Consider the following 24,548-nt stretch of genomic DNA (forward strand, 5'->3'; position numbering starts at 1 on the left):
GTGGCTGGGGGTGAAAGGCCAATCAAACTCGGAGATAGCTGGTTCTCCCCGAAAGCTATTTAGGTAGCGCCTCGGACGAATACTACTGGGGGTAGAGCACTGTTTGGGCTAGGGGGTCATCCCGACTTACCAACCCCATGCAAACTCCGAATACCAGTAAGTAATATCCGGGAGACACACGGCGGGTGCTAACGTCCGTCGTGAAGAGGGAAACAACCCAGACCGCCGGCTAAGGTCCCAAAGTTCTGGTTAAGTGGGAAACGATGTGGGAAGGCTCAGACAGCTAGGATGTTGGCTTAGAAGCAGCCATCATTTAAAGAAAGCGTAATAGCTCACTAGTCGAGTCGGCCTGCGCGGAAGATGTAACGGGGCTCAAACCAGGCACCGAAGCCGCGGATTCACACTTATGTGTGAGTGGTAGGGGAGCGTTCTGTAAGTCTGCGAAGGTGTATCGAGAGGTATGCTGGAGATATCAGAAGTGCGAATGCTGACGTAAGTAACGATAAAGGGGGTGAAAAGCCTCCTCGCCGGAAGACCAAGGGTTCCTGTCCAACGTTAATCGGGGCAGGGTGAGTCGACCCCTAAGGCGAGGCCGAAAGGCGTAGTCGATGGGAAGCAGGTTAATATTCCTGCACGACTTGTAATTGCGATGGGGGGACGGAGAAGGCTAGGTGGGCCAGGCGACGGTTGTCCTGGTGAAAGTGCGTAGGTGGTGTTTCTAGGCAAATCCGGAGACACAACACTGAGACACGAGACGAACACACTACGGTGTGGAAGCCATTGATGCCCTGCTTCCAGGAAAAGCCTCTAAGCTTCAGATTACAAGTCATCGTACCCCAAACCGACACAGGTGGTCGGGTAGAGAATACCAAGGCGCTTGAGAGAACTCGGGTGAAGGAACTAGGCAAAATAGAACCGTAACTTCGGGAGAAGGTTCGCTCTTGACAGTGAAGTCCCTTGCGGATGGAGCAGTTGGGAGTCGCAGTGACCAGATGGCTGGGACTGTTTATCAAAAACACAGCACTCTGCAAACACGAAAGTGGACGTATAGGGTGTGACACCTGCCCGGTGCCGGAAGGTTAATTGATGGGGTTAGCGCAAGCGAAGCTCTTGATCGAAGCCCCGGTAAACGGCGGCCGTAACTATAACGGTCCTAAGGTAGCGAAATTCCTTGTCGGGTAAGTTCCGACCTGCACGAATGGTGTAACCATGGCCATGCTGTCTCCACCCGAGACTCAGTGAAATCGAATTCGCCGTGAAGATGCGGTGTACCCGCGGCTAGACGGAAAGACCCCGTGAACCTTTACTACAGCTTGGCACTGAACATTGAACCTACATGTGTAGGATAGGTGGGAGGCTTTGAAGGCGTGACGCCAGTTGCGCTGGAGCCGTCCTTGAAATACCACCCTTGTATGTTTGATGTTCTAACGCAGGGCCCTGAATCGGGCTCGCGGACAGTGCCTGGTGGGTAGTTTGACTGGGGCGGTCTCCTCCCAAAGAGTAACGGAGGAGCACGAAGGTTGGCTAATCCTGGTCGGACATCAGGAGGTTAGTGCAATGGCATAAGCCAGCTTAACTGCGAGACGGACAGGTCGAGCAGGTACGAAAGTAGGTCATAGTGATCCGGTGGTTCTGAATGGAAGGGCCATCGCTCAACGGATAAAAGGTACTCCGGGGATAACAGGCTGATACCGCCCAAGAGTTCATATCGACGGCGGTGTTTGGCACCTCGATGTCGGCTCATCACATCCTGGGGCTGAAGTCGGTCCCAAGGGTATGGCTGTTCGCCATTTAAAGTGGTACGCGAGCTGGGTTCAGAACGTCGTGAGACAGTTCGGTCCCTATCTGCCGTGGGCGTTGGATGATTGAAGGGAGTTGCTCCTAGTACGAGAGGACCGGAGTGAACGAACCTCTGGTGTTCGGGTTGTCACGCCAGTGGCACTGCCCGGTAGCTAAGTTCGGAATCGATAACCGCTGAAAGCATCTAAGCGGGAAGCGAGCCCGAGATGAGTCATCCCTGACCCCTTGAGGGTCCTAAAGGGCCGTTGGAGACCACAACGTTGATAGGTGGGGTGTGTAAGCGCGGCGACGTGTTGAGCTAACCCATACTAATTACCCGTGAGGCTTAACCATACAACACCCAAGAAGTGTTCTGGGCCTTGTAGCAAATACCAAGCGAACTACTAACTAATTCAGTGATAGCGACAAGCCAATAGGCAACCTCGTTACTCACGTCAGCTTTCTGGATTAAGAATTTGCCTGGCGGCCATAGCGCCGTGGAACCACCTGATCCCATGCCGAACTCAGAAGTGAAACGCGGTAGCGCCGATGGTAGTGTGGCATTCGCCATGCGAGAGTAGGACACTGCCAGGCACCCAATTTCAAGATTACGCCCAGCGTGGTCTTTACCGGTTAGTGTGCTGATATGGCTCAGTCGGTAGAGCGCATCCTTGGTAAGGATGAGGTCCCCAGTTCGATTCTGGGTATCAGCACCATTTTCAAGTTAGTTTTAAAAGCTTTTGCCTGACGGCCATAGCGCCGTGGAACCACCTGATCCCATGCCGAACTCAGAAGTGAAACGCGGTAGCGCCGATGGTAGTGTGGCATTCGCCATGCGAGAGTAGGACACTGTCAGGCACCTATTTAGAAGAGGCCTCCCATTCGGGAGGCCTTTTTGCATTTCTGACTTCCAAAAATCTGCCATGCCGCCGGCATTTTAGTAAAAGTGCTGGGCTATCAAGGGATTGCCCGTTACTCTTTAGCCGTTGCCGATTAACACGTGATGCTGCCAGCGAGGTATTGATGGCTACGTTGAAGGAAATTGCACAGGAAGCGGGGGTTTCTCTCGCCACGGTATCCCGGGTACTGAACGAGGATCCCAGCCTGAGCGTCAAGGAAGAGACCAAGCAGCGGATCTTCGAGATTGCCGAACGGCTGGAGTACAAGACCAGCAGCGCCCGCAAGGGGGTACACAAGAGCAAGCTGCACTTTCTGGTGGTCTATGCCTATCCCCAGAGTACCGAGGTCAACGACCCTTACTATCTCGCTATCCGTTATGGCATCGAGACCCAAAGTGCCCGCCTCAATATCGAACTGACTCATCTCTACAACTGCGGTGAAGGGCGCGAACTGAGCGCCGTGGATGGCATTCTGGTGGTCGGTACCCTCACAGCCGAACGTCTCGTCCAGCTAAGGTCTTGTTCCAGCCAGCTGGTGTTTGTCGACTGCCGTTCACAGGGAGAGTTCGACTCGGTCGATGTGGATCTCGCCCTGATCAGCCAGCAAGTGGTGGATTATTTTATCGCTCAGGGACACCAGCGCATCGGTTATATCGGTGGCCAGGATGAGAATCCGGATCTGCGCGAACTGGCCTTCCGGGATTATGGTCAGCGGCTGGGGGTGGTGCAGGAGAACGACCTCTATCGTGGGGACTTCTCCAGTGCCTCCGGCTACCAGTTGGCGAAGGAGATGCTGGCGGGTGACTGGCCCAAGGCGCTGTTTGTCGCCTCCGACTCCATCGCCATCGGTGTGCTGCGTGCCATTCATGAGAAGGGACTGGCGATTCCCCAGCAGATCGAGCTTATCAGCGTCAACGATATCCCGACCGCCAAGTTCACCTTCCCGCCGCTCTCCACGGTGCGGATCCACTCCGAGTTGATGGGCTCCCAGGGGGTCAATTTGCTGGTTGAGCGGCTGCGTGACGAGCGTGATATTCCCCTTCGGGTACTGGTACCGAGCAAGTTGACCCTGCGTGGCACCACTCGCTGATTTTAGTAAAATACTCTGCTTTTTAGTCGTGCCATCTTGCGGTGGTGCGACTCCTCTCCCAAGTAAACTTATTTCCCATATCATCCCGTGACGTCATATCGTATTGTTTTATAGTTGATTTTATTGCAGTTCAGCCAACGGCTATCAACATCTATGCCACTCATCCATATCTTGCCCTCCTTTATCTCCCGCTTCTGATCTCGCTCACAAAACCATCTGTTCATTGTGATCAGGTTAAAACTTTACCAATCCAAAGCTTATATTTAGTAAATGTTTATCTAGAGTTTACCCAGTTAACGTTGCCTTGTTCCGGGAGGACATGTGAATAACTGGGAAAACGTCCAATTCGTTGGTGAAAACAGGCTGGCCCCGCGTGCCTACTTCTTCTCTTATGCCGACCACGCGCTGGCGGCCACCATGCAGCGCGAGCTGAGCCGCCGTTTTCTGAGCCTTGGCGGCCAGTGGCAGTTCCACTACTTCGACCACCCCCTGCAGGTACCGGAGGCCTTCTATCACAGCCCCATGAGCGAGTGGGGCCAGATCACTGTGCCCAACATGTGGCAGATGGAAGGACATGGCCAGCTGCAGTACACCGACGAAGGTTTTCCCTTCCCCATCGACGTGCCCTTCGTGCCGACCAACAACCCCACCGGCGCCTATCAGCGCAGCTTCACGCTGAGCCCGGCCTGGGGCGGCGAGCAGGTGATCATCAAGTTTGACGGGGTGGAGACCTACTTCGAGGTCTATGTGAACGGCCACTATGTCGGCTTCAGCAAGGGGAGCCGCCTTACCGCCGAGTTCGATATCAGCGCCTACGCCAACATTGGCGAGAACCTGCTGTCAGTGCGGGTGATGCAGTGGGCTGACTCCACTTACATCGAAGATCAGGACATGTGGTGGATGGCGGGGATCTTCCGCGACGTCTATCTGGTGGGCAAATCGGCCACCCATGTGCAGGACTTCTTTATCCGCACCGCGCTGGCCGATGACAATCAAAGTGCCACCCTGAGCTGCGATATCCAGCTGGAAAATCTGGGGGCGCCCGCCCGTGATCACCGTCTGGTCTGGTCCCTGCTGGATCAAGGCCGCGAGATCGCCAGTGGCTCCCTCGATCATCTCGCCATCGACGGCAAGTGTGATTGCCGCTTCACGCTGGATCTGGCCAACCCCCATTTGTGGAGCGCCGAAGATCCTTACCTCTATCAGTTGCAACTCTCCCTCTACAACAGTCAGGGCGAGCTGCTGGAAGTGATCCCGCAGCGGGTCGGGGTGCGTGAAATCAAGGTCAAGGATGGCCTCTTCTACGTCAACGGCCACTACCTCAAGCTGCACGGGGTGAACCGCCACGACAACGACCATCTCAAGAGCCGTGCGGTCGGAATGGATCGTGTTGAACGCGATATCGTGCTGATGAAGCAGCACAACCTCAACTCGGTGCGCACCGCCCACTACCCGAACGACCCGCGTTTCTACGAGCTGTGCGACCAGTACGGTCTGTTCGTGATGGCGGAGACCGACGTGGAGACCCACGGTTTTGCCAACGTCGGCGATCTCAGCCGCATCACCGACGACCCCTTCTGGGAGCCGGTGTTCGTGGATCGCATCGAGCGCCACGTGCACGCCCAGAAGAACCACCCCTCCATCATCATCTGGTCGCTTGGCAACGAGTCCGGCTACGGCTGCAACATCAGAGCCATGTACCAGCGCTGCAAGGCGATCGACCCGACCCGGCTGGTGCACTACGAAGAGGATCGCGATGCCGAGGTGGTGGATGTGGTGAGCACCATGTATTCGCGCGTCTCCCAGATGAACTGCTTCGGCGAGTTCCCGATGGAGAAGCCGCGCATCCTCTGCGAATACGCCCACGCCATGGGTAACGGCCCGGGTGGCCTCAGCGAATATCAGCAGGTGTTCGACCGCCATCCCCACATTCAGGGCCACTACATCTGGGAGTGGTGCGATCACGGCATTCTGGATCAGGACGAGCAGGGGCGTGCCGTCTACAAGTACGGCGGCGACTACGGCGACTACCCCAACAACTACAACTTCTGCATGGATGGCCTCATCTATCCGGATCAGACCCCGGGGCCTGGCCTGCGCGAATACAAGCAGGTGATCTGCCCGGTCAAGGTGCGCGCTCTGGATCTGGCCAGCGGCAAGCTGGCGGTGGAAAACCGCTACTGGTTCTCCACTCTCGACGATATCCGTCTACTGGTCGAAGTGAAGGCCGAGGGCGAACTGCTGGCCAGCCAGCAAATCCGGCTGGAAGGGGTTGCCCCCGGTGCCACCACAGAGCTGCAACTCGAACTGCCATCCCTCGATGGTAGGGAAACCTTCGTCCAGCTGCGGGTCATCAAGGCCAGTGCCACCCGCTATAGCGCGGCGGAGCACCAGCTGGGCCAGTACCAGTTCCAGCTGAAAGAGTCGACTCGCCAGCTGCAGCCCTTTGCCAATCCCAACGCCACCCCGTTGCATATCGCCGATGAGCGCCTTGACCTAACCCTAAGTGGCAGCGGCTTCGCCCTGCGCTTCTCGCGCCTCGACGGCAAGCTGGTGAGCTGGCAGCAGGATGGTATCGAGCTGATTGAGCGCTCGCCGCGTCTCACCTTCTTCAAGCCGATGATTGACAACCACAAGCAGGAGTACGAGAGCCTGTGGCACCCCAACCACCTGCAGATCATGCAGGAGCACTTCCGCACTCTGAGCTGGCGTCAGCTGGGCGAGGCGGTCGAGGTAACGGTCGAGAGTCTGATTGCGCCGCCGGTGTTCGACTTTGGCATGCGCTGCCGCTACGTCTACACCCTGAGCCCGAACGGTCAGCTGCACGTGGCACTCTCCGGTCAGCCCTACGGCGGTTATGACGACATCATCCCCAAGATCGGCTTCGAGCTGGGCATTCGTCAGGATCTCGACCGGGTGCACTACTACGGCATGGGGCCGGGCGAGAACTATCAGGACAGCCGCCAGAGCAACTGGATCGACAGCTTCCAGAGCACAGTCGGCGAGATGTGGGAGCACTACCCCTTCCCGCAGGACAACGGCAACCGCCAGCAGGTGCGCTGGGCGACATTGACCAACCGCCACGGCGCCGGTCTCTACGTGCGGCCCGATGCCCCCATCAACCTGAGCGTCTGGCCCTACAGCTGGGAGCATATCCACGCGGCGCAGCACATCAACGAGCTGGAACCGAGCGGTTATCTCACCCTCAATCTGGATCACAAGGTACTGGGGCTCGGCTCCAACTCCTGGGGCTCCGAGGTGCTGGACTCCTGGCGGGTGCGCTTCGAGCCGTTCAGCTTCGGCCTGACCCTGCTGCCCATCGCTCGCGGCAACCTCAATCCGGCTGCGCTGGCCGGGCTCGATCTCACCATCAACGGCGGGAGGAACCTCGCATGATCACCCTGGACAACCTGACTCTGTTCAAAAACATCTACCGGGAGGGCAAGAAGTGGGGCCGCTGCGTGGAGGCCATCAACAACCTGGCCAACCTCAAGCCCGGTATCTGCCACTCCATCGGTGACTCCCTCACCTACCGCTTGCAGGAGGGGGCCAGCCCGGCCACCTCACTGTTCGAGGGGCAGCGCCGCTACTTCGACGTCCATTACTACCTGGAAGGGGAAGAGACGGTGGAGTGGGCTGCCAAGAGCGAGCTGGCGGTCGAGCAGGCCTATGACGACACCACAGACCGCGAGTGGCTGGCAGGCGAGGTGCGTGAGCGCCAGAAAGTCGGCAACGGTCAGGTGGTGATCTTCGAGAACGACGAGGCTTACAGGTTTGTCGGCGACGGGTCGGTGCGCAAGGTGATCATCAAGGTCACCGTCGAAGGCGGCTACTTCAAGAACAAATAACAAGCCGCTGGTTCTGCACTGATAAAAGCCGGAAGGGCGGGGCTCACCCTACAACCCATGCCTCGCCCTTTCGCGGCAATAACTACAGGTCTGGAGATGCACCATGTCTGATTCCAAACGCAATACGATAGGCAAGTTTGGTCTGCTGTCGCTCACCTTCGCGGCGGTATTCAGCTTCAACAACGTCATCAACAACAACATCGAAATCGGTCTGGCCTCGGCCCCGATGTTCTTTCTGGCCACCATTTTCTACTTCATTCCGTTTTGCCTGATCATTGCGGAATTTGTGTCACTGAATAAGAACTCCGAAGCGGGTGTTTATGCCTGGGTGAAGAGCTCCCTCGGCGGGCGCTGGGCCTTTATCTCCGCCTACACCTACTGGTTCGTGAACCTGTTCTTCTTCACCTCGCTGCTGCCGCGGGTTATCGCCTACGCCTCCTATGCCTTTCTCGGCTACGAGTACATTCTCACTCCGGTGGCGACCACGGCATTGAGCATGGTGCTGTTTGCCTTTGCCACCTACGTCTCTACCAACGGTGCCAGGATGCTCGGTCCCATCACCTCGGTGACCTCGTCCCTGATGCTGCTGCTGACCCTCTCCTACATCCTGCTGGCGGGTGCGGCACTGGTGGGCGGGGTGCAGCCGGCTGACCCCATCACGGTAGAGGCGATGATCCCCGATTTCAGCTGGGCCTTCCTCGGCATCACTACCTGGATCTTTATGGCAGCCGGTGGCGCCGAGTCAGTGGCGGTCTACGTCAATGACGTGAAAGGGGGCTCCAAATCCTTCGTGAAGGTGATCATCGTCGCCGGGATCTTTATCGGGGTGCTCTACTCCATCGCATCGCTCTTGATCAACGTGTTCGTCCACAGCGACACCCTGAAATACACCGGCGGCTCGGTGCAGGTGTTCGAGGGGCTGGCGGCCTACTTCGGCTTGCCGGAGATCCTGATGAACCGCTTCGTCGGGCTGGTCTCCTTCACCGCCATGTTCGGCTCCCTGCTGATGTGGACCGCGACCCCGGTGAAAATCTTCTTCTCCGAGATCCCGGCCGGCATCTTCGGCAAGAAAACCGTCGAGCTGAACGAGAACGGCGTACCCGCCCGCGCTGCCTGGATCCAGTACCTCATCGTGCTGCCGCTGATGGTGATCCCGACCCTGGGCTCCAACACAGCGCAGGATCTGATGAACACCGTCATCAACATGACCGCCGCCGCCTCCATGCTGCCGCCGCTGTTCATCATGCTGGCCTACCTCAATCTGCGGCTGAAGCTCGACCACCTGCCGCGGGATTTCAGGATGGGTTCGCGCACCACCGGCATCGCCGTGGTGTCGGTACTGATCGCCATCTTCTCGGTGGGCTTCCTCGCCTCCACCTTCCCGACCGGCGCCGACATCATGACCATCATCTTCTACAACGTCGGCGGGATCGTGATTTTCCTCGGCTTCGCCTGGTGGAAGTACAACCGCTACGAAGCCTCCCTCAGCGCCGAAGCACGCGCGAAAGAGGCCCAGCCGACGGCGCAGGTTGCCATGCAGACACCATAGCCACTGCATTGACTCTCAATCAAACCGGGTGGCCGTTGGCCACCCGCAAACCGTTGAACCAGAAAAGGAAAAGAGCATGAGCGAGACGATCGAGTTTGCCGAATTCAAACGGGTCGAGATGAAGGTGGGCAAGGTGCTGGAGGTGGTGCGTCACCCCGGTGCCGACAAACTCTACATCGTCCAGATCGATGTGGGTGGCGAGCGGCCGCTGCAGACTGTCACCAGTCTGGTGCCCTACTACAGCGAAGAGGAGCTGATGGGCAGCGAGGTGGTGGTACTGACCAACCTCAAGCCCACCAAGATGCGCGGCGAGCGATCCGAGTGCATGTTGCTCTGCGCCGAGACCCCGGACGAGAGCCAGAGCGTGCTGTTGCAACCGCGGGTGCCGATGGCGCCGGGCACCCCGATCGTCTGAATGGTATTGCGAGCCGGTGCGGGAGACGGTACCGGTTCACCAACGAGGTCGTCCTCGTGGCCCGATCATAACAAGAGAGTAAAGGGCGGGGCCGACAGACCCTTGCCGAACACATCACAGAGTCACAGCGTTCCCCGCAGGGAGCGCGAGTCCATTGGAGGACACCATGTCTGAATCCGTACGCGGCACCATAGGCAAGTTTGCCTTGTTGTCGATGACCTTTACCGCCGTGTTCAACGTCCGCAACATCGTCAACAACAACATCGAGCTGGGGCTCAGTTCCGCCCCTATCTTCCTGCTGGCGACCATCGTCTACTTCATCCCGTTCGTCTTCATCATTGCCGAGTTCGTCTCGGCCAACAAAAACTCCGAGTCGGGGATGTACGACTGGCTGAAAAAACCGCTCGGCACCCGGATGGCCTATCTGGGCTCGTTTCTCTACTGGTTCGTGAACCTGTTCTGGTTCGTCTCCCTGCTGCCCAACGTCATTGCCTACGCCTCCTACGCCATGCTGGGCTATGAGTACAGCTTCTCGCCCATGGTCACCTCGATCATCTCCATCGTGCTGTTTGCGGCTGCGACCCATATCTCCACCAAGGGGGCGAGCTGGCTCGGCAAAATTGCCGAGATCGTGGCCTACGGGGTATTTGCCCTGTTCGCCATCTATGTGCTGGGCGCCCTGATGGCTTTGAGTGGCGATCATGTGCCGGCCCAGCCCATCACGCTGGAGGCGATGACTCCCACCGTCAACTGGGCGACCCTCGGCATCATGTGCTGGATCTTCCAGGCGGCGGGCGGTGCCGAAACGGCGGCGGCCTACCTCAATGACGTGAAGGGCGGCCAGAAGTCCTTCATCAAGGTGATCATCAGTGCCGGTATCGTCATCGGTGCCATGTATGCGGTCGGTTCCCTCTTGGTGAACGTGTTCGTGCCGCGCGAGAGCCTCACCTATGCCGGCGGCATGGTGGAGATCTTCACCGGCATGGCCCAGTACTTCGGGCTCTCCGAGGCGCTGGTGGGCCGCTTCGTCGGCGTGGTGCTGTTTATCGCCATGTTCGGCTCCATGATGATGTGGACCTCGGCGCCGGTGAAGATCCACTTCTCCGAGATCCCGCAGGGGGTTTACGGCGAGAAGACCACCCAGCTCAACGAGCACGGCGTGCCGGTGCGCGCCGCCTGGTGGCAGTTTGTCTTCGTGTTCGCGATGCTGGTGGTCAACGGCTTCGGCTCCGAGTCGGTGCAGCAGATGATGAACACTGCCATCAACCTCACCGCCGGTACCGCCATGTTGCCGCCGATCTTCATCATGGTGGCCTACTTCGTGTTCCGCTGGAAACATGACGACACTCCCCGCGACTTCCGCATGGGGTCGCGCAAGTTCGGGATGGGCGTGGTGTCGGTGCTGATCGCCATCTTCGTGGTGAGCATGAGTGCTTCCGCCTTCCCGGCCGGGGTGGATCTGGTGCGCGCCTTCTTCATCAACGTCTTCATGACCGCGGTCTTCTCGGCGCTGGCCTACTGGTGGATCTCCCGCTTCGAGAAGCGGCAGGCCCGCAAGCTCGCCGGCAATGAGAAGAAAACCGGCAACGGCACGCTGGCCAGCCAGCGCTGATCGGCTGGGTGAGAAAGCGGAACGGGCGGCCTTGGTCGCCCGTTTTTTTATCCATTTTTAGCCGTTTGGGAGCTGTCAGGGCCGGTTTATCGTCAACTTTTGCTGCTCGATATGGCGAAGGCGTTAAGCATTGATGAACAATTATTCGCCGCTCAACTTTGCGCCTCTCCGTTATCGGGGTAAGCTGGAGGTTCGCTTTAGCGGGAGGTGCCAGACATCTCCCGCTCTGTTTCTTGTCCTCCCCAATCCTGACTGTCGCCACGGCAGCAGGATGCCCTTCTGATGGAGACCTTTCGTGCGTCTGGATCCCTTTACTGTTGTGCTGATTGCGGTGGTCACCCTGGCCTCCCTCTTTCCCTGCGAGGGGCAGGCAGCCGTCTGGTTCGGTCTGCTGACCAAGCTGGCGGTGGCTCTCCTGTTCTTCATGCATGGCGCCAAGCTGTCGCGCCAGAACCTGCTGGCGGGCCTCGGTCACTGGCGGCTCCATCTGGTGGTGATGCTCAGCACCTTCGTGCTGTTTCCGCTGCTCGGGCTGCTGCTCACCCCGCTGGTACCGGGCTGGCTGAGCCCGGCCATCTACCTCGGCTTCCTCTATCTCTGTGCCCTGCCTGCCACCGTGCAGTCGGCCATCGCCTTCACCTCGATGGCGGGGGGCAATGTGTCGGCGGCGGTGTGCAGCGCCTCGGCCTCCAGCATCCTCGGCATCTTCCTCTCGCCGGTGCTGGTGGGGATGATGATCCACGTGCAGGGGGAGGGGATCGACACCTGGCACTCCATCCAGTCCATCATGGTGCAGCTGATGCTGCCGTTTGTGGTGGGGCATTTGTCCCGTCCGCTCATCGGCCGCTGGGTCGATAGCCACCGCCCGCTCATCGGCAAGCTGGATCAGAGCTCCATCCTGCTGGTGGTCTATGTCGCCTTCAGCGAGGCGGTGGTGCAGGGGATTTGGCACCAAGTAGGTTGGTACGACCTGGCCAGTATCGTGCTGCTGAGCTGCGTCTTGCTGGCGCTGGTGCTCTGCTGGAACGTCTGGATCAGCCGTCGTCTCGGTTTCGACAAGGCGGACGAGATCACCATCGTCTTCTGCGGCTCCAAGAAGAGCCTCGCCAACGGGGTGCCGATGGCCAACGTCATGTTCCCGGCCGCCAGCGTCGGGGTGATGGTGCTGCCGCTGATGATCTTCCACCAGATCCAGCTGATGGTCTGCGCCGTGCTGGCGCGCCGCTATCACGAGCAGGGAGAGTGATACTCGCGCCGTATTTGCTGTCATAACAAGAGGGAGGCCCGTTGGCCTCCCTCTTCTCATCTGCATGCCGATCGGCGGATTAGCGTTTGCGCCAGACGGTGAGCTGCGCCACCGTGTGCTGGTACTTGCGGGCGGTCTCGCGGATGACGAAGGGCACATCCCGCGGCGGGCAGTGCTCCTCGAACTCCGCCGCCAGCAGTCGTTGCAGCGCCTGATAGGTGGTGAGCGCCTCGCCGTTTTCACGAATGCCGCCGAGCCAGTTGGCGGGCGGGGTATATTCCGCCAGCCAGGTGTAGGGGCTGGTGAGCACCAGCAGGCCACCGCTGCGCAGCCGGGGAGCGATATCCCGCAGGAAGCGGGCGGGCTCCCGCAGCCGGTCGATCAGGTTGGAGGCGAGCACCAGATCATAGTGGTCATATTTGGGCTTGAGGTTGCAGGCATCCCCCTGACTGAAGTGGATGCGCTCAGCCTGACTCGCCCCCAGCCCGTGGCTCGACAGGCGCGCCTCGCAATACTCCACCAGTTCACCCTCCAGCGGAATGGCGTAGCGGAAGCTGTCCTGGCTGGCGAGGGCCAGCGCCACATCGATGAAGCGGGCCGAGTAGTCGACCCCGTCCACATGCTGGAAGTGGCGGACCAGTTCGAAGCTGGCGCGGCCGGTGGCGCAGCCGATATCCAGCGCCCGCTGGTGGTTGCTGCAGAGCTCGCCAGCAAGATCAGCAAGCGTCTTGGCGTAGTTGGCGACCCCGAAGTGGCTCGGGCCGTACTGGAAGTCGAGGTACTGAGCGACCAGCGTGTCGGTTTCATAGGGATTCACGATAACGGGTTCCTGATAACGGGAGACCAGATAGCGGAAACCCGCATGCTGGAAGAAGTGGCGCCGGAAGGCGTAACGGGATGATTTGAGCGCTTCGTTGCCCGTGCTGATCCAGCTGCCCCCCTTGATCAGGGTGTGCTTGCCATCAAAGGTGGGGGTAGAGAAGTCGTCGTAGAGCGGGTGGATTTTAAAGCCGTCGAAACCGTCGATGGCGGTGCTGGTCCACTGCCAGATATTGCCCACCAGATCGAAGAACTCCCCTTGCGGGCAGGCATCCACCGGGCAGGAGGAGGCAAAACGGGCCAGATTGATATTGCCGGGTGCCTCCGTCCAGTCCGGCTGATCGCCGGGTAGCTGCTCGCGCAGCAGCATCCATTCCGCCTCGCTCGGCAGCTGGATGGGGAGTCCGGTCCGGGCCGCCTTCCAGCGGCAGAAGGCAGCCGCTTCCAGCTGGTTGACCTCCACCGGCCAGTCCCATGGCATGACGACCTGCTCGGTCATCAGCCGCAGCTGCAACTGCCCGGGTTCGGCGGGGTCGCCGACCCAGAAGGTGGGCATCTGCGCCTTGGCGTACTGGCACCAGCCCCATCCCTCCTCATCCCACCACTGTTGCTGGCCGTAGCCGCCCGCCTGTACGAAGGCGAGGTACTCGGCATTGCTCACCAGCATGCGGCTGGCCTGAAACGGGGCCAGCTCGATATGGCGCTCGCCATATTCGTTGTCCCAGCCGTAGGTGGCGTCCCGCTTGCCAAGGCACACCTTGCCGCCGGCCACCGGCAGCAGGTTGTTGGCGGGCACCTGATCAATTCGGTGGCGGGCTTCAGTGCAGGCGGGCCAATAAGGCTGCGGTCGCACCCAGGCGAGCGGCAGCTGGCGGATCAGCACGCTGGAGGTCTCGAGGTGGATGCGCTCGTGCTCTATCCCCATCAGGATCACCCAGGCCGGGCTCTGCCAGTCGATGGGCAGGGTGAGCGGCATCTGGCGAATGAAATCGCACACCAGCGTACGAACTTTGGCTCGATAGCTGCGCAGTTCGCTGACCTTGGGCCAGTCGTAGTGGGTCTCGTCCAGATCGTCCCAGCTCATCTCGTCCACCCCGATGGCGACCATGGCCTCGATGCGGGCATCCAGCCGCTGATCGATCAGGCGCGCCGCCAGCAGCTTGTTGATAAAGAAGGCGGCGGTGTGGCCGTAGTAGAAGATGAGCGGGTGGCGCAGCGGGATCGCCTTGTTGAACCAGGCCCGCTCATCGGCCAGACAGTCGAACAGCGAATCGTAGAGATCGAAGGTCTGGCAAAAGTAGGTGAGCAGCTCGCGCCGTTTCTGCTCGGGATCGCTGCCGGTCAGCAGCGGGGTGCGAGTCGGCTCCGGCAGACCGATGGCAGTGGCATAGAGAGGGCTTGCTTGGGTCACGCTCTGACTCCTTGTTGGCAGTGAAGACTGACAAGACAGTGGTAATGACATTACCGCAATGGAGAGCTTGGTACGCACGAAGTACCACTATTGGCTCAACAGACCGGCAGGGCAATTAAAAACTTCCACGGGCTGTCAGCATAGTGACCGGCAGGACGACCCGCCAATCAGCCACGATCATATCCGTTCGAGAATGGTTATTTTCACCAAAATATGGTCTAAATGGCTCTCTTAATTCTTCGTTCTGTTCTGGGTGAAAAAGTTATTTCCTTTTGAATCATTAGGTTAATTTTTGGCTCACGCTTTGCAGAGCATGAAAACCAATTGGCCCTGGGTGGCCAACACATAAGGAGGAGAGTAGCGATGAAATGGATGATGGTTGTCATGTTGATGGCGGGGCTCAGTGGGTGTCACTGGCTGGATCAGACCAGAGTGACCGGCGCGGGGGCTGTGGTCGAGCGCCAGCAGGCACTGGGCGAGCGGGTGACCCGTGTGCTGGCGGGAACTCCGGCCACCCTCCATTTGGTGGCGGGGGCGCAGCGCGGCATCCTGATCAAGGGGCAGGCAAATCTCTTGCCGTATCTGGAGCTGAGTGAGCGCGGCAGCAAGCTGGAGATCGAGGTAAAGGAGGGTTACCGACTGCGGCCTACCGAACCGCTGGAGATCACCATCATCCTGCCAGAGCTCAGTGAAATGGCGCTGGCAGGTACCGGCAACGGCGATCTGCACGGCTTCAAGGGCGAGGCGCTGGAGCTGTCAGTGGCGGGAACAGGTGGTATCGTCGCCAGTCAGCTGGAGCTGAAACGGCTGGAAGGGAATATCGCAGGCACCGGCAGTCTGGAGCTGGGCAGCGGTTCGGCACAGGCCATCGAGCTGAACATTGCCGGTGCTGGCGATGTGCTCGGGAGCGAGATGCGCGGCAACCAGGTAGAGGTCAATATCGCCGGCAGCGGTGATGTGGCGGTGCGGGCGCAGGAGACGCTGAAAGTCGGCATCGCCGGCTCAGGCAACATCGCCTACTGGGGCGATCCCAAGGTAGAGCAGCAGATCGCAGGCTCCGGCGGCGTGACCCGAGCGGGCAGCTGATATCAACCGATCACCACAACTGAAACAGGCCCGCAACGGGCCTGTTTTGATCAGAGGTGGCGGGCGTGAAAGCGCAGGTGCGCCTCGATAAAGCTCGCCACGAAGTAGTAGCTGTGGTCATAGCCCTCGTGGCGGTTGAGCTCCAGTGGCCACTCCTTGCTGGCGGCCACTTCGGCCAGCGCATCGATATGCAACTGCTCGGCGAGGAAGGGATCATCCAGCCCCACATCTACTAGGGTGGGCAGCGGCGTGACCGGCTGGTGGCGCAGCAGCTGGCAGGCATCCCACTCCTGCCACAACAAGGGATTGCTGCCGAGATAGGCGCCGAGCGCCTTCTGGCCCCAGGGGCTGCGGCTTGGATGGCAGATCGGGCTGAATGCCGACACCGAGCGGTAGCGACCGGGCTCCCGCAACGCGGCGATCAGCGCACCGTGACCGCCCATGGAGTGGCCGCTGATGGCGCGGTGGGTCGAGACCGGGAAGTGGGTCTCTATCAAGTCAGGCAGTTCGCGGGTGACGTAGTCATACATCTGGTAGTGCGCCTGCCAGGGGCTCTGGCTGGCATTGACGTAAAAGCCCGCGCCCATGCCGAGGTCATAACCGGGATCGTCCGCTACGCCGTCGCCGCGGGGGCTGGTGTCCGGCGCCACCAGGGCGATGCCAAGCTCGGCGGCGATACGCTGGGCACCCGCCTTCTGCATAAAGTTCTCATCGGTGCAGGTGAGGCCGCTGAGCCAGTAGAGTACTGGGACTTTCTGGCCGGTGAGGGCCTGAGGCGGCAGATAGATGGCAAAATTCATCTCGCAGCCGAGCACGCTGGCGTGGTGGCGATAGCGCTTGTGCCAGCCGCCGAAGCTCTTGTTGCTGCTGATAATCTCCAGATTCATCGAAGGACTCCTGTACCCCGCCCACGATGGCGGGCGGGGCGATCATGCTCAGTAGTGGATGACGGTGCGGATGCTCTTGCCTTGGTGCATCAGATCGAATGCCTCGTTGATCTGCTCAAGCCCCATGGTGTGAGTGATGAAGTCATCGAGGCGGAACTCACCCTGCATGTAGCGCTGCACATAGCTCGGCAGTTCGCTGCGACCGCGTACCCCGCCGAAGGCGCTGCCGCGCCAGACCCGACCGGTCACCAGCTGGAACGGACGGGTGCTGATCTCCTGACCCGCGCCGGCGACGCCGATGATGACCGACTCGCCCCAACCCTTGTGGCAGCACTCCAGCGCCGCACGCATCACCTTGACGTTGCCGATGCACTCGAAGGAGAAGTCGACGCCGCCGTCGGTCAGCTCGACGATCACCTCCTGAATCGGTTTGTCGTAATCGTTCGGGTTGATGCAGTCGGTGGCGCCCAGCTTGCGGGCAAGCGGAAACTTGCTCTCGTTGATGTCGATAGCGATGATGCGACCGGCCTTGGCCAGACGGGCACCGATCACCGCCGAGAGGCCGATGCCCCCCAGACCGAAGATGGCGACGCTCTCACCCTCCTTCACCTTGGCGGTGTTCATCACGGCGCCGATGCCGGTGGTGACGCCGCAGCCGAGCAGGCAGACCTCCTCCAGCGGGGCGGCCGGGTCCACCTTGGCGATGGAGATCTCGGGCAGCACCGTGTATTCGCTGAAGGTGGAGGTGCCCATGTAGTGATAGATGGGCTGGCCATCTTTCGAGAAGCGGGTGGTGCCGTCCGGCATCAGCCCCTTGCCCTGGGTGGCGCGGATCTTCTGGCAGAGGTTGGTCTTGCCGGATCTGCAGAACTTGCACTCGCCGCACTCGGGGGTGTAGAGCGGGATCACGTGATCGCCTACCTTGACGCTGGTGACGCCCTCGCCGACCGATTCGACGATGCCGCCCCCCTCGTGGCCGAGAATACAGGGGAAGACCCCTTCCGGATCTTCACCGGAGAGGGTGAAGGCATCGGTGTGGCAGACGCCGGTCGCGACGATGCGCACCCGCACTTCGCCCGCTTGCGGTGGCATGACCTCGACTTCTTCGATGGAGAGGGGCTGACCCGGACCCCAGGCGATGGCGGCCTTACACTTGATGCTTTGAACCTGTGCCATGAATGACATCCTTCTTGTTGAGCAGGGTGAACAGAGATGAGTTCGGACAGTCAGTGTAGTTTCCCGCCGATTTGGTGATAATGAGGGCAAATCTCAAATCACTTTTACACACAGGTAATAATGTTCGGCTGGGAAGGGATCTGTGAATTTGTCAGCGTGGCGGAGCAGGGGGGCTTTACTCCGGCGGCACGCAAGCTGGGAGTATCGGTGGCGCAAGTGAGCCGTCAGGTGGCGCAGCTGGAGGATCGGCTGCAGGCCAAGCTGCTGCTGCGCACCACCCGTCAGGTGCGGCTCACCGAGCTTGGCGAGATCTACTATCGCCACTGTCGTCAGCTGCTGGACAACCTCTACGAGGCAGAGCTGGCGGTGGGGCGCCATCAGGCGGTGCCGCAAGGGTCGCTGCGCATCACGGCCCCCGTCTCCTACGGCGAGAGCCGCATCGCCCCGCTGGTGAATGACTTCATGGTGCGCTTCCCCCAGCTGGAGGTGACCCTCAACCTCACCAACCAGCTGCTGGATCTGGTGCATGAAGGCTACGATCTGGCGCTGCGGTTAGGTCATCTCAAGGATTCGACGCTGGTGGCGCGCAAGCTGGCGCAGCGGGTGCCCTATGTGTGCGCCTCACCGGCTTACACCGCCCGCCACGGCATACCCAACAGCCTCTCCGAGCTCACCCGCCACACCTGTCTGGTGGGCAACAGCGACGAGTGGCACTTCACTCTGGATGGTCGCCCCCACAGCGTGCGGGTGCGCGGCCTGTTGCAGTGCAACAGCGGCCATGCCCTGCTGGATGCGGCGCTCAAGGGGATCGGCATCATCCAGTTGCCGGACTACTACGTGAGTGACCATCTGGCCCGGGGGGAGCTTATCGAGCTGCTGCCGGAACTGCGAGCGCCGGCCGAGGGGATCTGGGCTCTCTATCCCCATAACCGCCACCTCTCCCCCAAGGTGCGGCTGCTTGTGGACTATCTGGCCGAGCGGCTGAGCGACCCGCACCAACCGGCGCTGGTGATGCCGATTGGTTAGGGTATGCCGGGCTTCAGTGGAAGCTCGTATACATAACAGAGTCATCAAGAATCGAGTATCATCCCCAATCAGATAGATGGGAGCAGGCCGAGCTGTGAATATGCCAGAGTCGGCTCTTCGCATTTGTAGCCATTTTTGTATTCAGTGATGAGGAAGTTAATTAATGTCAAAACCAGATATCCGGCTTCAGGACTCTCTTGTCGCAGGCTTGATTAACGGTGTGATCAACGGCTTGATTGCACACTGGCATTTCAAGGGGGTCGATTCTGTTCCCTTGTCGGTCAATGCCATTGCCCACGAGCAGACATCAGTGTGGGGCGAGGCAGTATCCCTGACCTTTGGTCTGGGGATCATACTGTCGCTGATCACCGCAAAGCTGTTCGTCAGCCATCTGCACAAGGCTCGTCCTGCGCTGCAGAGCAGCTTCAATCCCTCGTTCTTGCGCACCATGCTGCCTATCGCGATTACCCAGTGTGCCGCCCTGTTCGGCTGGTTTGTGGCGCTGGCGGTGATCTGGACCAAATACATGGGTGAAATGGCCGTCTCCAGCTTCTGGGCCGCCATTCTGGTCGGTGGATTTGCTTTTGTTATCACCTTGTTTATCGAGTATCGCACCAAGCAGAATCTGATTTTCAAGAAAGTCAGCCTTCTGGATTGATTCTGCCTCCCCATTTATTTCAGAAAAGGAATAACCCTCATGAGTGATCCGAAGAGCGCGGCAACCGAGAAAACGGCCGCTACCGTGCCTGCCGCACAGGACAAGACCAAGCAGGCCCGTTCGCTGACTTATGGTATTTTCCTGGCGGTTTTTATTCTCTGGATTTACAGCCTGTGGGCCGATCGGGTGACCCCTATGACCGATATGGGAAGGGTCAATGGCGAGGTGATCCGTCTTGCTCCGCAGGTATCTGGCCCGGTGGCCAGCATCCATGCTGCCAATAACGATGAGGTGTCGAAAGGGCAACTGCTGGTCACCATCGAGAAAGCCCCGTTTGAGCTGGAGGAGAAGGCGGCCGAGCTCGCTTTGCAGCAAGCGGCCCAGTCCTATCATGCCGATTCTGCCTCCATCAAGGTTGCGAAAGCCAATGAGGCTTCCGCCCGCGCTGCGGCCAACAACGCCAGATTGCAGGTGGAGCGTTACCGGGCCCTGCTGAAAAAGGGCACAATCAGCCGTGCAGCCATGGATGACAGCCTGACCCAGCTGCAAACCGCCGAGGCCAATCTGGCGCAAACCGTCTCTGCGCTGGAAAAGGCCCGTTTTGAGATTGGCCCGCGCGGTGAAGAGAACCCCGAGATTCAGGCCGTGCTCAACAAGCGTGCCCAAGCCCGCCTCAATCTCGAGCATACCGAGCTGAAGGCGCCCGCCAATGGCGTTATCACCAATCTGGCGCTGGCCAAAGGCAACTATGCCAGCGCAGGCCAGCCGCTGCTGACGTTCATCAATACCGATAAACTCTGGCTGACCGCCATGGTGCGGGAGAACTCGCTGGCTTATTTGAAGCGGGATGACGCCGTCAAGGTGGTGTTTGATGCTTATCCGGGTAAGGTCTTCACCGGCAAAATCACTTCCATCGGCTTTGGCAGCAGTGGCAATGGCAGCCTGCAGGTCAATACCGGCACCGGGTTGCTGGATTCCCCTACCTCCCAGCCAAGCGCCCAGCGCTTCCCGGTCAATATCCAGTTTGATGACCTTCCGCCCGGCGTGAACCCGCGTTTCGGTGGTCGTGCTGTCGTCGCCTTCTACCCGGGAGAGTCCTATCTGGGTGAGCGGCTGGCAGATATCTGGATATGGGCATGGAGCTACATAAGCTATGTTTCATAGTCCAGCCAATGCCTTGCTGCGGGTAGCGCTGTTTCCGGTGCTACTGCTGTTTTGGCAATTTGTCTTTGGTACGGATTTACCGCTGCTGGCTCCGGCCATGTGCGCGGTATTTCTCACCACCACCCATAATCCGCCACCGCTCATCATGGTGTTTCTGATGGCCGGGGTCTTGTATCTGACCTCCTGGATACAGGCATGGCTGGCAACCTTGTTGCTGGATTACCCCCATGTCTATTACCTCGCGCTGCTGGGCGTATTCTACTGGTGCATGGATCGCACCCGAAAAAACGCGCAAGACCTGATAGCAATCCTGCTCATCGTGGCGACGGCCATGATTGCGGTGTTCGTCAAACAGAAGGGGATTTCGGTCGACCAGATACCGCTGGCATTGCTTAAGAACATCTTCGTGGCAGGGTTTACCGCGTATCTGGCCTATTTCATCTTCCCGGGTGGTGAGCCGCTAACGGATGCCGCTGCTGCAGCCAACAGTGCAGGCAAGACGCCTCATCAGGATTGGCACACCCTGTTCAAGGCGGTGCTGGTGCTGACCACTCTCTGTGTCGGTATCACCCTGGATCTGGAGCAGAGCACCATCATTGCCATCGTGGTCGCGCTGATTATCAAGGATCCCAATCCGGCGCTGGGGCACAACTACGGTATCCGGCGGTTGCTGACCACCTATGCCAGCGTGCTCTATGCCGTGCCGCCCCTGATCATGTGCGTGTTTCAAACCAACCTGATTGGGCAACTGGGGGTCACTCTGGTGTGCGCCCTGTTTATGGGGATCCACGCAGTCGAGAAAAAGGCCAGTTACAACTCGATCCAGCTGCTCTATTCGAGTTATGTGGTACTGGTGTTCTACTCGATCACCTCGACTAGCATCGATGCGCTGAGCGATGGCATGATCCGCTTTGGCTCGGTGATGCTGGCGGTGATCCTGGGGGTAATGGCACTGATCATCATGCAGCCCAGGTCGCCTGCCGAGGTGGCAGTGCAGCGAGCCGGCCACCACCCCGGCTGAGAACCTGCCTCTACCGCTTCTGCCGTAGTCATAAAAAAGAGCCCTTGAGAAATCAGGGGCTCTTTTTATTGGCAAGCGAGGGTTAATCGATCACTCGATGTTCTGGATCTGCTCGCGCATCTGCTCGATAAGGACCTTCAGCTCGACGGCGGACTGGGTCACTTCGGCGTTGATGGACTTGGAGCCAAGGGTGTTCGACTCGCGGTTGAACTCCTGCATCATAAAGTCGAGACGACGGCCACAGGCGCCACCCTTCTTCATGATCTTGTTGGTCTCGCTGATGTGCATCTCCAGACGATCCAGCTCTTCGGCCACGTCGATCTTCTGGGCCAGCATGACGATCTCCTGCTCGATGCGGGCCGGATCCAGCTCCACCTTGGCTTCGGCCAGACGGTCGGTGAGCTTCTGGCGCTGCCATTCGATGATCTGCGGCAGGTGGACGCGCACCTTCTTCACTTCCACCTGAATACCGGCCAGACGCTGTTCGATCAGCGCCTTGAGGTTGGCCCCTTCGCTGGCGCGGGAGGCGAGGAAATCTTCCATGGTCTGGTCAAAACCGCCGAGCAGCTCGGTGGCGACCGCGTCCATGTCCTGCTCGGCGGCGGCCATGACGCCGGGCCAGCGCAGCACGTCGACCGGGTTGAGCTGGCCCTGGCCCGCTTCTTTCATTACCCAGCTGGCGCTGTCGATGATGAGCTTGGCCAGTTCTTCATTGATGTGCAGCTGGCTGGCGGCGGCCTGAGCGGCTTCAAAACGCAGGTTGCACTCCACCTTGCCGCGCTGCAGCTTGGCGCGGAAACGCTCACGCAGAACCGGCTCCAGGCTGCGCAGTTGCTCCGGCAGGCGAATGTAGGTTTCCAGATAGCGCTGGTTGACCGAACGAATTTCCCAAACGGCTGTGCCCCAGTCGCCCTTGAATTCCTTGCGGGCGTAGGCGGTCATGCTGTGAATCATTGATTGTTCCGGGCTTGATGAAGTGTGCGGCCAGTATACTCAGCCCGGCCCTGCTCGTCAGCCGATGCCGTGGTTTTAGCGGCTGATATTTGGGGCGGGATCACTTATAATCCCCCGCCAATTTGAGCCAGCCCAGAGGTCCGTTCCATGTCACGTCCAAGCGATCGCAGTGCCGCGCAACTTCGCCCGGTTACCATTACCCGCAATTTCACCAAACATGCAGAAGGCTCAGTGCTGGTGGAGTTCGGTAACACTCGCGTGCTCTGCACCGCCAGCGTCGACACCAGCGTGCCGCGCTTCCTGAAAGGGAAGAATCAGGGCTGGGTGACTGCCGAATACGGCATGCTGCCGCGCTCCACCCACTCCCGGATGAACCGCGAAGCGGCCTCCGGCAAGCAGAGTGGCCGTACTCTGGAGATCTCCCGTCTGATCGCCCGCTCCCTGCGCGCGGCGGTAGACCTGACTGCGCTGGGCGAGCACTCCATCACAGTTGACTGTGATGTGCTGCAAGCCGATGGCGGCACCCGTACCGCCTCCATTACCGGTGCCTGCGTGGCGCTGGTGGATGCGCTGAACTGGATGGTTGAGAAGGGCATGATCAAGCAGAGCCCGCTCAAGCAGATGATCGCCGCCGTCTCCGTCGGCATGTATCAGGGTGAAGCCATCTGCGATCTGGAGTACATCGAAGACTCCGCCGCCGAGACCGACATGAACGTGGTGATGACCGAAGATGGTCGCATCATCGAGGTGCAGGGCACCGCGGAGGCCGAGCCCTTCACCCACGAAGAGCTGCTGGAGATGCTGGCCCTCGCCAAGGGCGGCATCGCCGACATCATTGCGCTGCAGAAGCAGTCGCTCTCCTGATACCAGGACCTGTTGATGTTTCGGCACAAGTCGCGTTGCAGTGTCAAAGGATGCCAGGCTAGGCGCAGGATGCCGCCAATGGTTATTCCCTTGGCAAGTCCTGCAACAACGCATGGCATCCTTTGCCACGCAACCCGTAGGGACGGGGCGGTTTTTGTGCATAACGTCGTTATTCGATGCCTCGTTTGGATTACCAAACTTCGCATCTCATGCCTAGTTCTGCGCAAAAACCGACTCCGTCGCGGCTGTGACGAAGCGTCAACAGATCCTGCAAACGCGGCATTGACCGCGTTTTTTTATACCCCCACACAAGACAACGACAAGCCAAGCAAGGAGCCAGAATGAAAGCCTACCAGCGTCAATTTATCGAGTTCGCCCTGGAGAAACAGGTCCTCAAATTCGGTGAATTTACCCTGAAATCCGGTCGTAAAAGCCCCTACTTCTTCAACGCCGGTCTGTTCAACAGCGGCCGCGATCTGGCCCGTCTCGGCCGCTTCTATGCCGCCGCGCTGATGGATGCCGGCATCGAGTTCGATGTGCTGTTTGGCCCGGCCTACAAGGGGATCCCCATCGCTTCCGCCACCGCCGTGCAGCTGGTGGAGCAGCACGATGTGGATGTGCCCTGGTGCTTCAACCGCAAGGAGGCCAAGGATCACGGCGAGGGTGGCAATCTGGTGGGCAGCCCGCTCAAGGGGCGCATCATGCTGGTGGACGACGTCATCACCGCCGGCACCGCCATCCGTGAATCCATGGATCTGATCCAGGCCAACGGCGCCTCGCTGGCGGGCGTGCTGATCGCGCTGGACCGTCAGGAGAAGGGCAAGGGCGAGCTCTCCGCCATTCAGGAGGTGGAGCGTGACTACGGCGCTCACATCATCGCCATCATCCAGATGAGCGACCTGATTGCCTATCTGGAAGAGAAGCAGGCCGAGCAGCCGGAGTTGGCGGCACAGCTTGTTGCAATGAAGGCTTATCGCGCCCAGTACGGTATCTGAGCTCCGCTCACACCGCGCAATAGTTGAATGCGGCGCCCGTTTGCTCTCT

General features: G+C 59.6%; 18 protein-coding genes, 1 tRNA gene and 3 rRNA genes (1 of these 22 only partly in view). 18 read left to right on the forward strand and 4 right to left on the reverse strand.

The features are described from left to right. The 11 genes from ACTG2J_RS00630 to ACTG2J_RS00680 form a co-directional block, all read left to right on the forward strand. Positions 1–2,133 (forward strand): 23S ribosomal RNA (locus tag ACTG2J_RS00630); it begins 756 nt to the left of the window's first position. A gap of 125 nt (positions 2,134–2,258) precedes the next feature. After that, positions 2,259–2,373, forward strand: a 5S ribosomal RNA gene (gene rrf, locus ACTG2J_RS00635). Between the two features lie 46 nt (positions 2,374–2,419). Next, positions 2,420–2,495 (forward strand) — tRNA-Thr (locus ACTG2J_RS00640). 27 nt (positions 2,496–2,522) lie between these two features. Continuing rightward, positions 2,523–2,637, forward strand: a 5S ribosomal RNA gene (gene rrf, locus ACTG2J_RS00645). A gap of 165 nt (positions 2,638–2,802) precedes the next feature. Further along, positions 2,803–3,768 carry a transcriptional regulator EbgR gene (gene ebgR / locus ACTG2J_RS00650; protein WP_113740291.1) on the forward strand — a complete coding sequence of 322 codons (966 nt, stop codon included), beginning with the start codon at positions 2,803–2,805 and terminating at the stop codon, positions 3,766–3,768. A 321-nt stretch (positions 3,769–4,089) separates the two neighbouring features. Next, positions 4,090–7,164, forward strand: a complete 3,075-nt coding sequence (gene ebgA, locus ACTG2J_RS00655; RefSeq protein ID WP_113740292.1) for a beta-galactosidase subunit alpha — start codon at positions 4,090–4,092, stop codon at positions 7,162–7,164. Next, entirely contained in the window at positions 7,161–7,616 is a 456-nt protein-coding gene (locus ACTG2J_RS00660; protein WP_439997063.1) for a beta-galactosidase subunit beta, read from the forward strand. The genes ebgA and ACTG2J_RS00660 overlap by 4 nt, the downstream gene beginning before the upstream one ends. A gap of 103 nt (positions 7,617–7,719) precedes the next feature. Further along, positions 7,720–9,165 (forward strand): amino acid permease, encoded by a 1,446-nt coding sequence (locus tag ACTG2J_RS00665; protein ID WP_439997064.1) that lies wholly within the window; start codon positions 7,720–7,722, stop codon positions 9,163–9,165. 76 nt (positions 9,166–9,241) lie between these two features. Continuing rightward, positions 9,242–9,580 carry a tRNA-binding protein gene (locus ACTG2J_RS00670; protein ID WP_005342042.1) on the forward strand — a complete coding sequence of 113 codons (339 nt, stop codon included), beginning with the start codon at positions 9,242–9,244 and terminating at the stop codon, positions 9,578–9,580. A 166-nt stretch (positions 9,581–9,746) separates the two neighbouring features. Beyond that, the gene (locus ACTG2J_RS00675) at positions 9,747–11,192 is read left to right on the forward strand and encodes an amino acid permease (RefSeq protein ID WP_439997065.1); all 1,446 of its coding nucleotides are present in this window, start codon (positions 9,747–9,749) and stop codon (positions 11,190–11,192) included. 295 nt (positions 11,193–11,487) lie between these two features. Beyond that, positions 11,488–12,438, forward strand: a complete 951-nt coding sequence (locus tag ACTG2J_RS00680; protein WP_439997066.1) for a bile acid:sodium symporter family protein — start codon at positions 11,488–11,490, stop codon at positions 12,436–12,438. Between the two features lie 79 nt (positions 12,439–12,517). On the opposite strand, the gene ovoA is transcribed toward ACTG2J_RS00680, so the two are convergent. Next, positions 12,518–14,668: a 5-histidylcysteine sulfoxide synthase gene (gene ovoA / locus ACTG2J_RS00685; RefSeq protein WP_439997067.1), complete on the reverse strand. Its 2,151-nt coding sequence runs from the start codon at positions 14,666–14,668 to the stop codon at positions 12,518–12,520. 363 nt (positions 14,669–15,031) lie between these two features. Here ovoA and ACTG2J_RS00690 point away from each other — a divergent pair, with 363 nt between their 5' ends. Beyond that, entirely contained in the window at positions 15,032–15,754 is a 723-nt protein-coding gene (locus ACTG2J_RS00690) for a head GIN domain-containing protein (protein WP_439997068.1), read from the forward strand. A gap of 50 nt (positions 15,755–15,804) precedes the next feature. On the opposite strand, the gene fghA is transcribed toward ACTG2J_RS00690, so the two are convergent. Both fghA and ACTG2J_RS00700 read right to left on the reverse strand, forming a co-directional pair. Beyond that, complete coding sequence (gene fghA / locus ACTG2J_RS00695; RefSeq protein ID WP_439997069.1) at positions 15,805–16,641, reverse strand: S-formylglutathione hydrolase; 837 nt, start codon at positions 16,639–16,641, stop codon at positions 15,805–15,807. A 48-nt stretch (positions 16,642–16,689) separates the two neighbouring features. Next, positions 16,690–17,817 carry an S-(hydroxymethyl)glutathione dehydrogenase/class III alcohol dehydrogenase gene (locus ACTG2J_RS00700; protein WP_439997070.1) on the reverse strand — a complete coding sequence of 376 codons (1,128 nt, stop codon included), beginning with the start codon at positions 17,815–17,817 and terminating at the stop codon, positions 16,690–16,692. Positions 17,818–17,937: 120 nt separating this feature from the next. Between ACTG2J_RS00700 and ACTG2J_RS00705 the strand changes: the two genes are divergently transcribed. From ACTG2J_RS00705 to ACTG2J_RS00720, 4 genes are all read left to right on the forward strand, one after another. Next, positions 17,938–18,843 carry a LysR substrate-binding domain-containing protein gene (locus ACTG2J_RS00705; protein WP_041209462.1) on the forward strand — a complete coding sequence of 302 codons (906 nt, stop codon included), beginning with the start codon at positions 17,938–17,940 and terminating at the stop codon, positions 18,841–18,843. 163 nt (positions 18,844–19,006) lie between these two features. Then, complete coding sequence (locus tag ACTG2J_RS00710) at positions 19,007–19,501, forward strand: permease (protein ID WP_335812558.1); 495 nt, start codon at positions 19,007–19,009, stop codon at positions 19,499–19,501. A 39-nt stretch (positions 19,502–19,540) separates the two neighbouring features. After that, entirely contained in the window at positions 19,541–20,665 is a 1,125-nt protein-coding gene (locus ACTG2J_RS00715; RefSeq protein ID WP_338710917.1) for an HlyD family secretion protein, read from the forward strand. Beyond that, positions 20,655–21,686 carry a DUF2955 domain-containing protein gene (locus ACTG2J_RS00720; RefSeq protein WP_335812556.1) on the forward strand — a complete coding sequence of 344 codons (1,032 nt, stop codon included), beginning with the start codon at positions 20,655–20,657 and terminating at the stop codon, positions 21,684–21,686. The genes ACTG2J_RS00715 and ACTG2J_RS00720 overlap by 11 nt, the downstream gene beginning before the upstream one ends. 90 nt (positions 21,687–21,776) lie before the next feature. Here the strand turns inward: ACTG2J_RS00720 and ACTG2J_RS00725 are convergent, their stop codons facing one another. After that, the gene (locus tag ACTG2J_RS00725) at positions 21,777–22,640 is read right to left on the reverse strand and encodes a YicC/YloC family endoribonuclease (RefSeq protein WP_005357447.1); all 864 of its coding nucleotides are present in this window, start codon (positions 22,638–22,640) and stop codon (positions 21,777–21,779) included. Between the two features lie 147 nt (positions 22,641–22,787). On the opposite strand from ACTG2J_RS00725, the gene rph reads away from it, so the two are divergent. After that, positions 22,788–23,504, forward strand: coding sequence for a ribonuclease PH (gene rph, locus ACTG2J_RS00730; protein ID WP_005339589.1), 717 nt, complete (start codon positions 22,788–22,790; stop codon positions 23,502–23,504). A gap of 341 nt (positions 23,505–23,845) precedes the next feature. Beyond that, a complete protein-coding gene (gene pyrE, locus ACTG2J_RS00735; RefSeq protein WP_042062475.1) occupies positions 23,846–24,499 on the forward strand; it encodes an orotate phosphoribosyltransferase in 654 nt (217 codons plus the stop codon). Positions 24,500–24,548 lie beyond the last annotated feature (49 nt).

Source organism: Aeromonas sp. 6P (assembly GCF_051919525.1).
In the GTDB taxonomy this organism is placed as follows: Bacteria; Pseudomonadota; Gammaproteobacteria; order Enterobacterales; family Aeromonadaceae; genus Aeromonas; species Aeromonas veronii.

Bases quoted from the DNA above. Each gene is read 5' to 3' on its own strand.
- ACTG2J_RS00710 (WP_335812558.1), top strand. From the start codon at position 19,007: ATGTCAAAACCAGATATCCGGCTTCAGGACTCTCTTGTCGCAGGCTTG.
- ACTG2J_RS00720 (WP_335812556.1), top strand. From the start codon at position 20,655: ATGTTTCATAGTCCAGCCAATGCCTTGCTGCGGGTAGCGCTGTTTCCG.
- ACTG2J_RS00690 (WP_439997068.1), top strand. From the start codon at position 15,032: ATGAAATGGATGATGGTTGTCATGTTGATGGCGGGGCTCAGTGGGTGT.
- ACTG2J_RS00715 (WP_338710917.1), top strand. From the start codon at position 19,541: ATGAGTGATCCGAAGAGCGCGGCAACCGAGAAAACGGCCGCTACCGTG.
- ACTG2J_RS00725 (WP_005357447.1), bottom strand. From the start codon at position 22,640: ATGATTCACAGCATGACCGCCTACGCCCGCAAGGAATTCAAGGGCGAC.
- fghA (WP_439997069.1), bottom strand. From the start codon at position 16,641: ATGAATCTGGAGATTATCAGCAGCAACAAGAGCTTCGGCGGCTGGCAC.
- ACTG2J_RS00665 (WP_439997064.1), top strand. From the start codon at position 7,720: ATGTCTGATTCCAAACGCAATACGATAGGCAAGTTTGGTCTGCTGTCG.
- pyrE (WP_042062475.1), top strand. From the start codon at position 23,846: ATGAAAGCCTACCAGCGTCAATTTATCGAGTTCGCCCTGGAGAAACAG.
- ACTG2J_RS00675 (WP_439997065.1), top strand. From the start codon at position 9,747: ATGTCTGAATCCGTACGCGGCACCATAGGCAAGTTTGCCTTGTTGTCG.
- ebgR (WP_113740291.1), top strand. From the start codon at position 2,803: ATGGCTACGTTGAAGGAAATTGCACAGGAAGCGGGGGTTTCTCTCGCC.
- ACTG2J_RS00660 (WP_439997063.1), top strand. From the start codon at position 7,161: ATGATCACCCTGGACAACCTGACTCTGTTCAAAAACATCTACCGGGAG.
- ACTG2J_RS00700 (WP_439997070.1), bottom strand. From the start codon at position 17,817: ATGGCACAGGTTCAAAGCATCAAGTGTAAGGCCGCCATCGCCTGGGGT.
- ACTG2J_RS00705 (WP_041209462.1), top strand. From the start codon at position 17,938: ATGTTCGGCTGGGAAGGGATCTGTGAATTTGTCAGCGTGGCGGAGCAG.
- rph (WP_005339589.1), top strand. From the start codon at position 22,788: ATGTCACGTCCAAGCGATCGCAGTGCCGCGCAACTTCGCCCGGTTACC.
- ACTG2J_RS00670 (WP_005342042.1), top strand. From the start codon at position 9,242: ATGAGCGAGACGATCGAGTTTGCCGAATTCAAACGGGTCGAGATGAAG.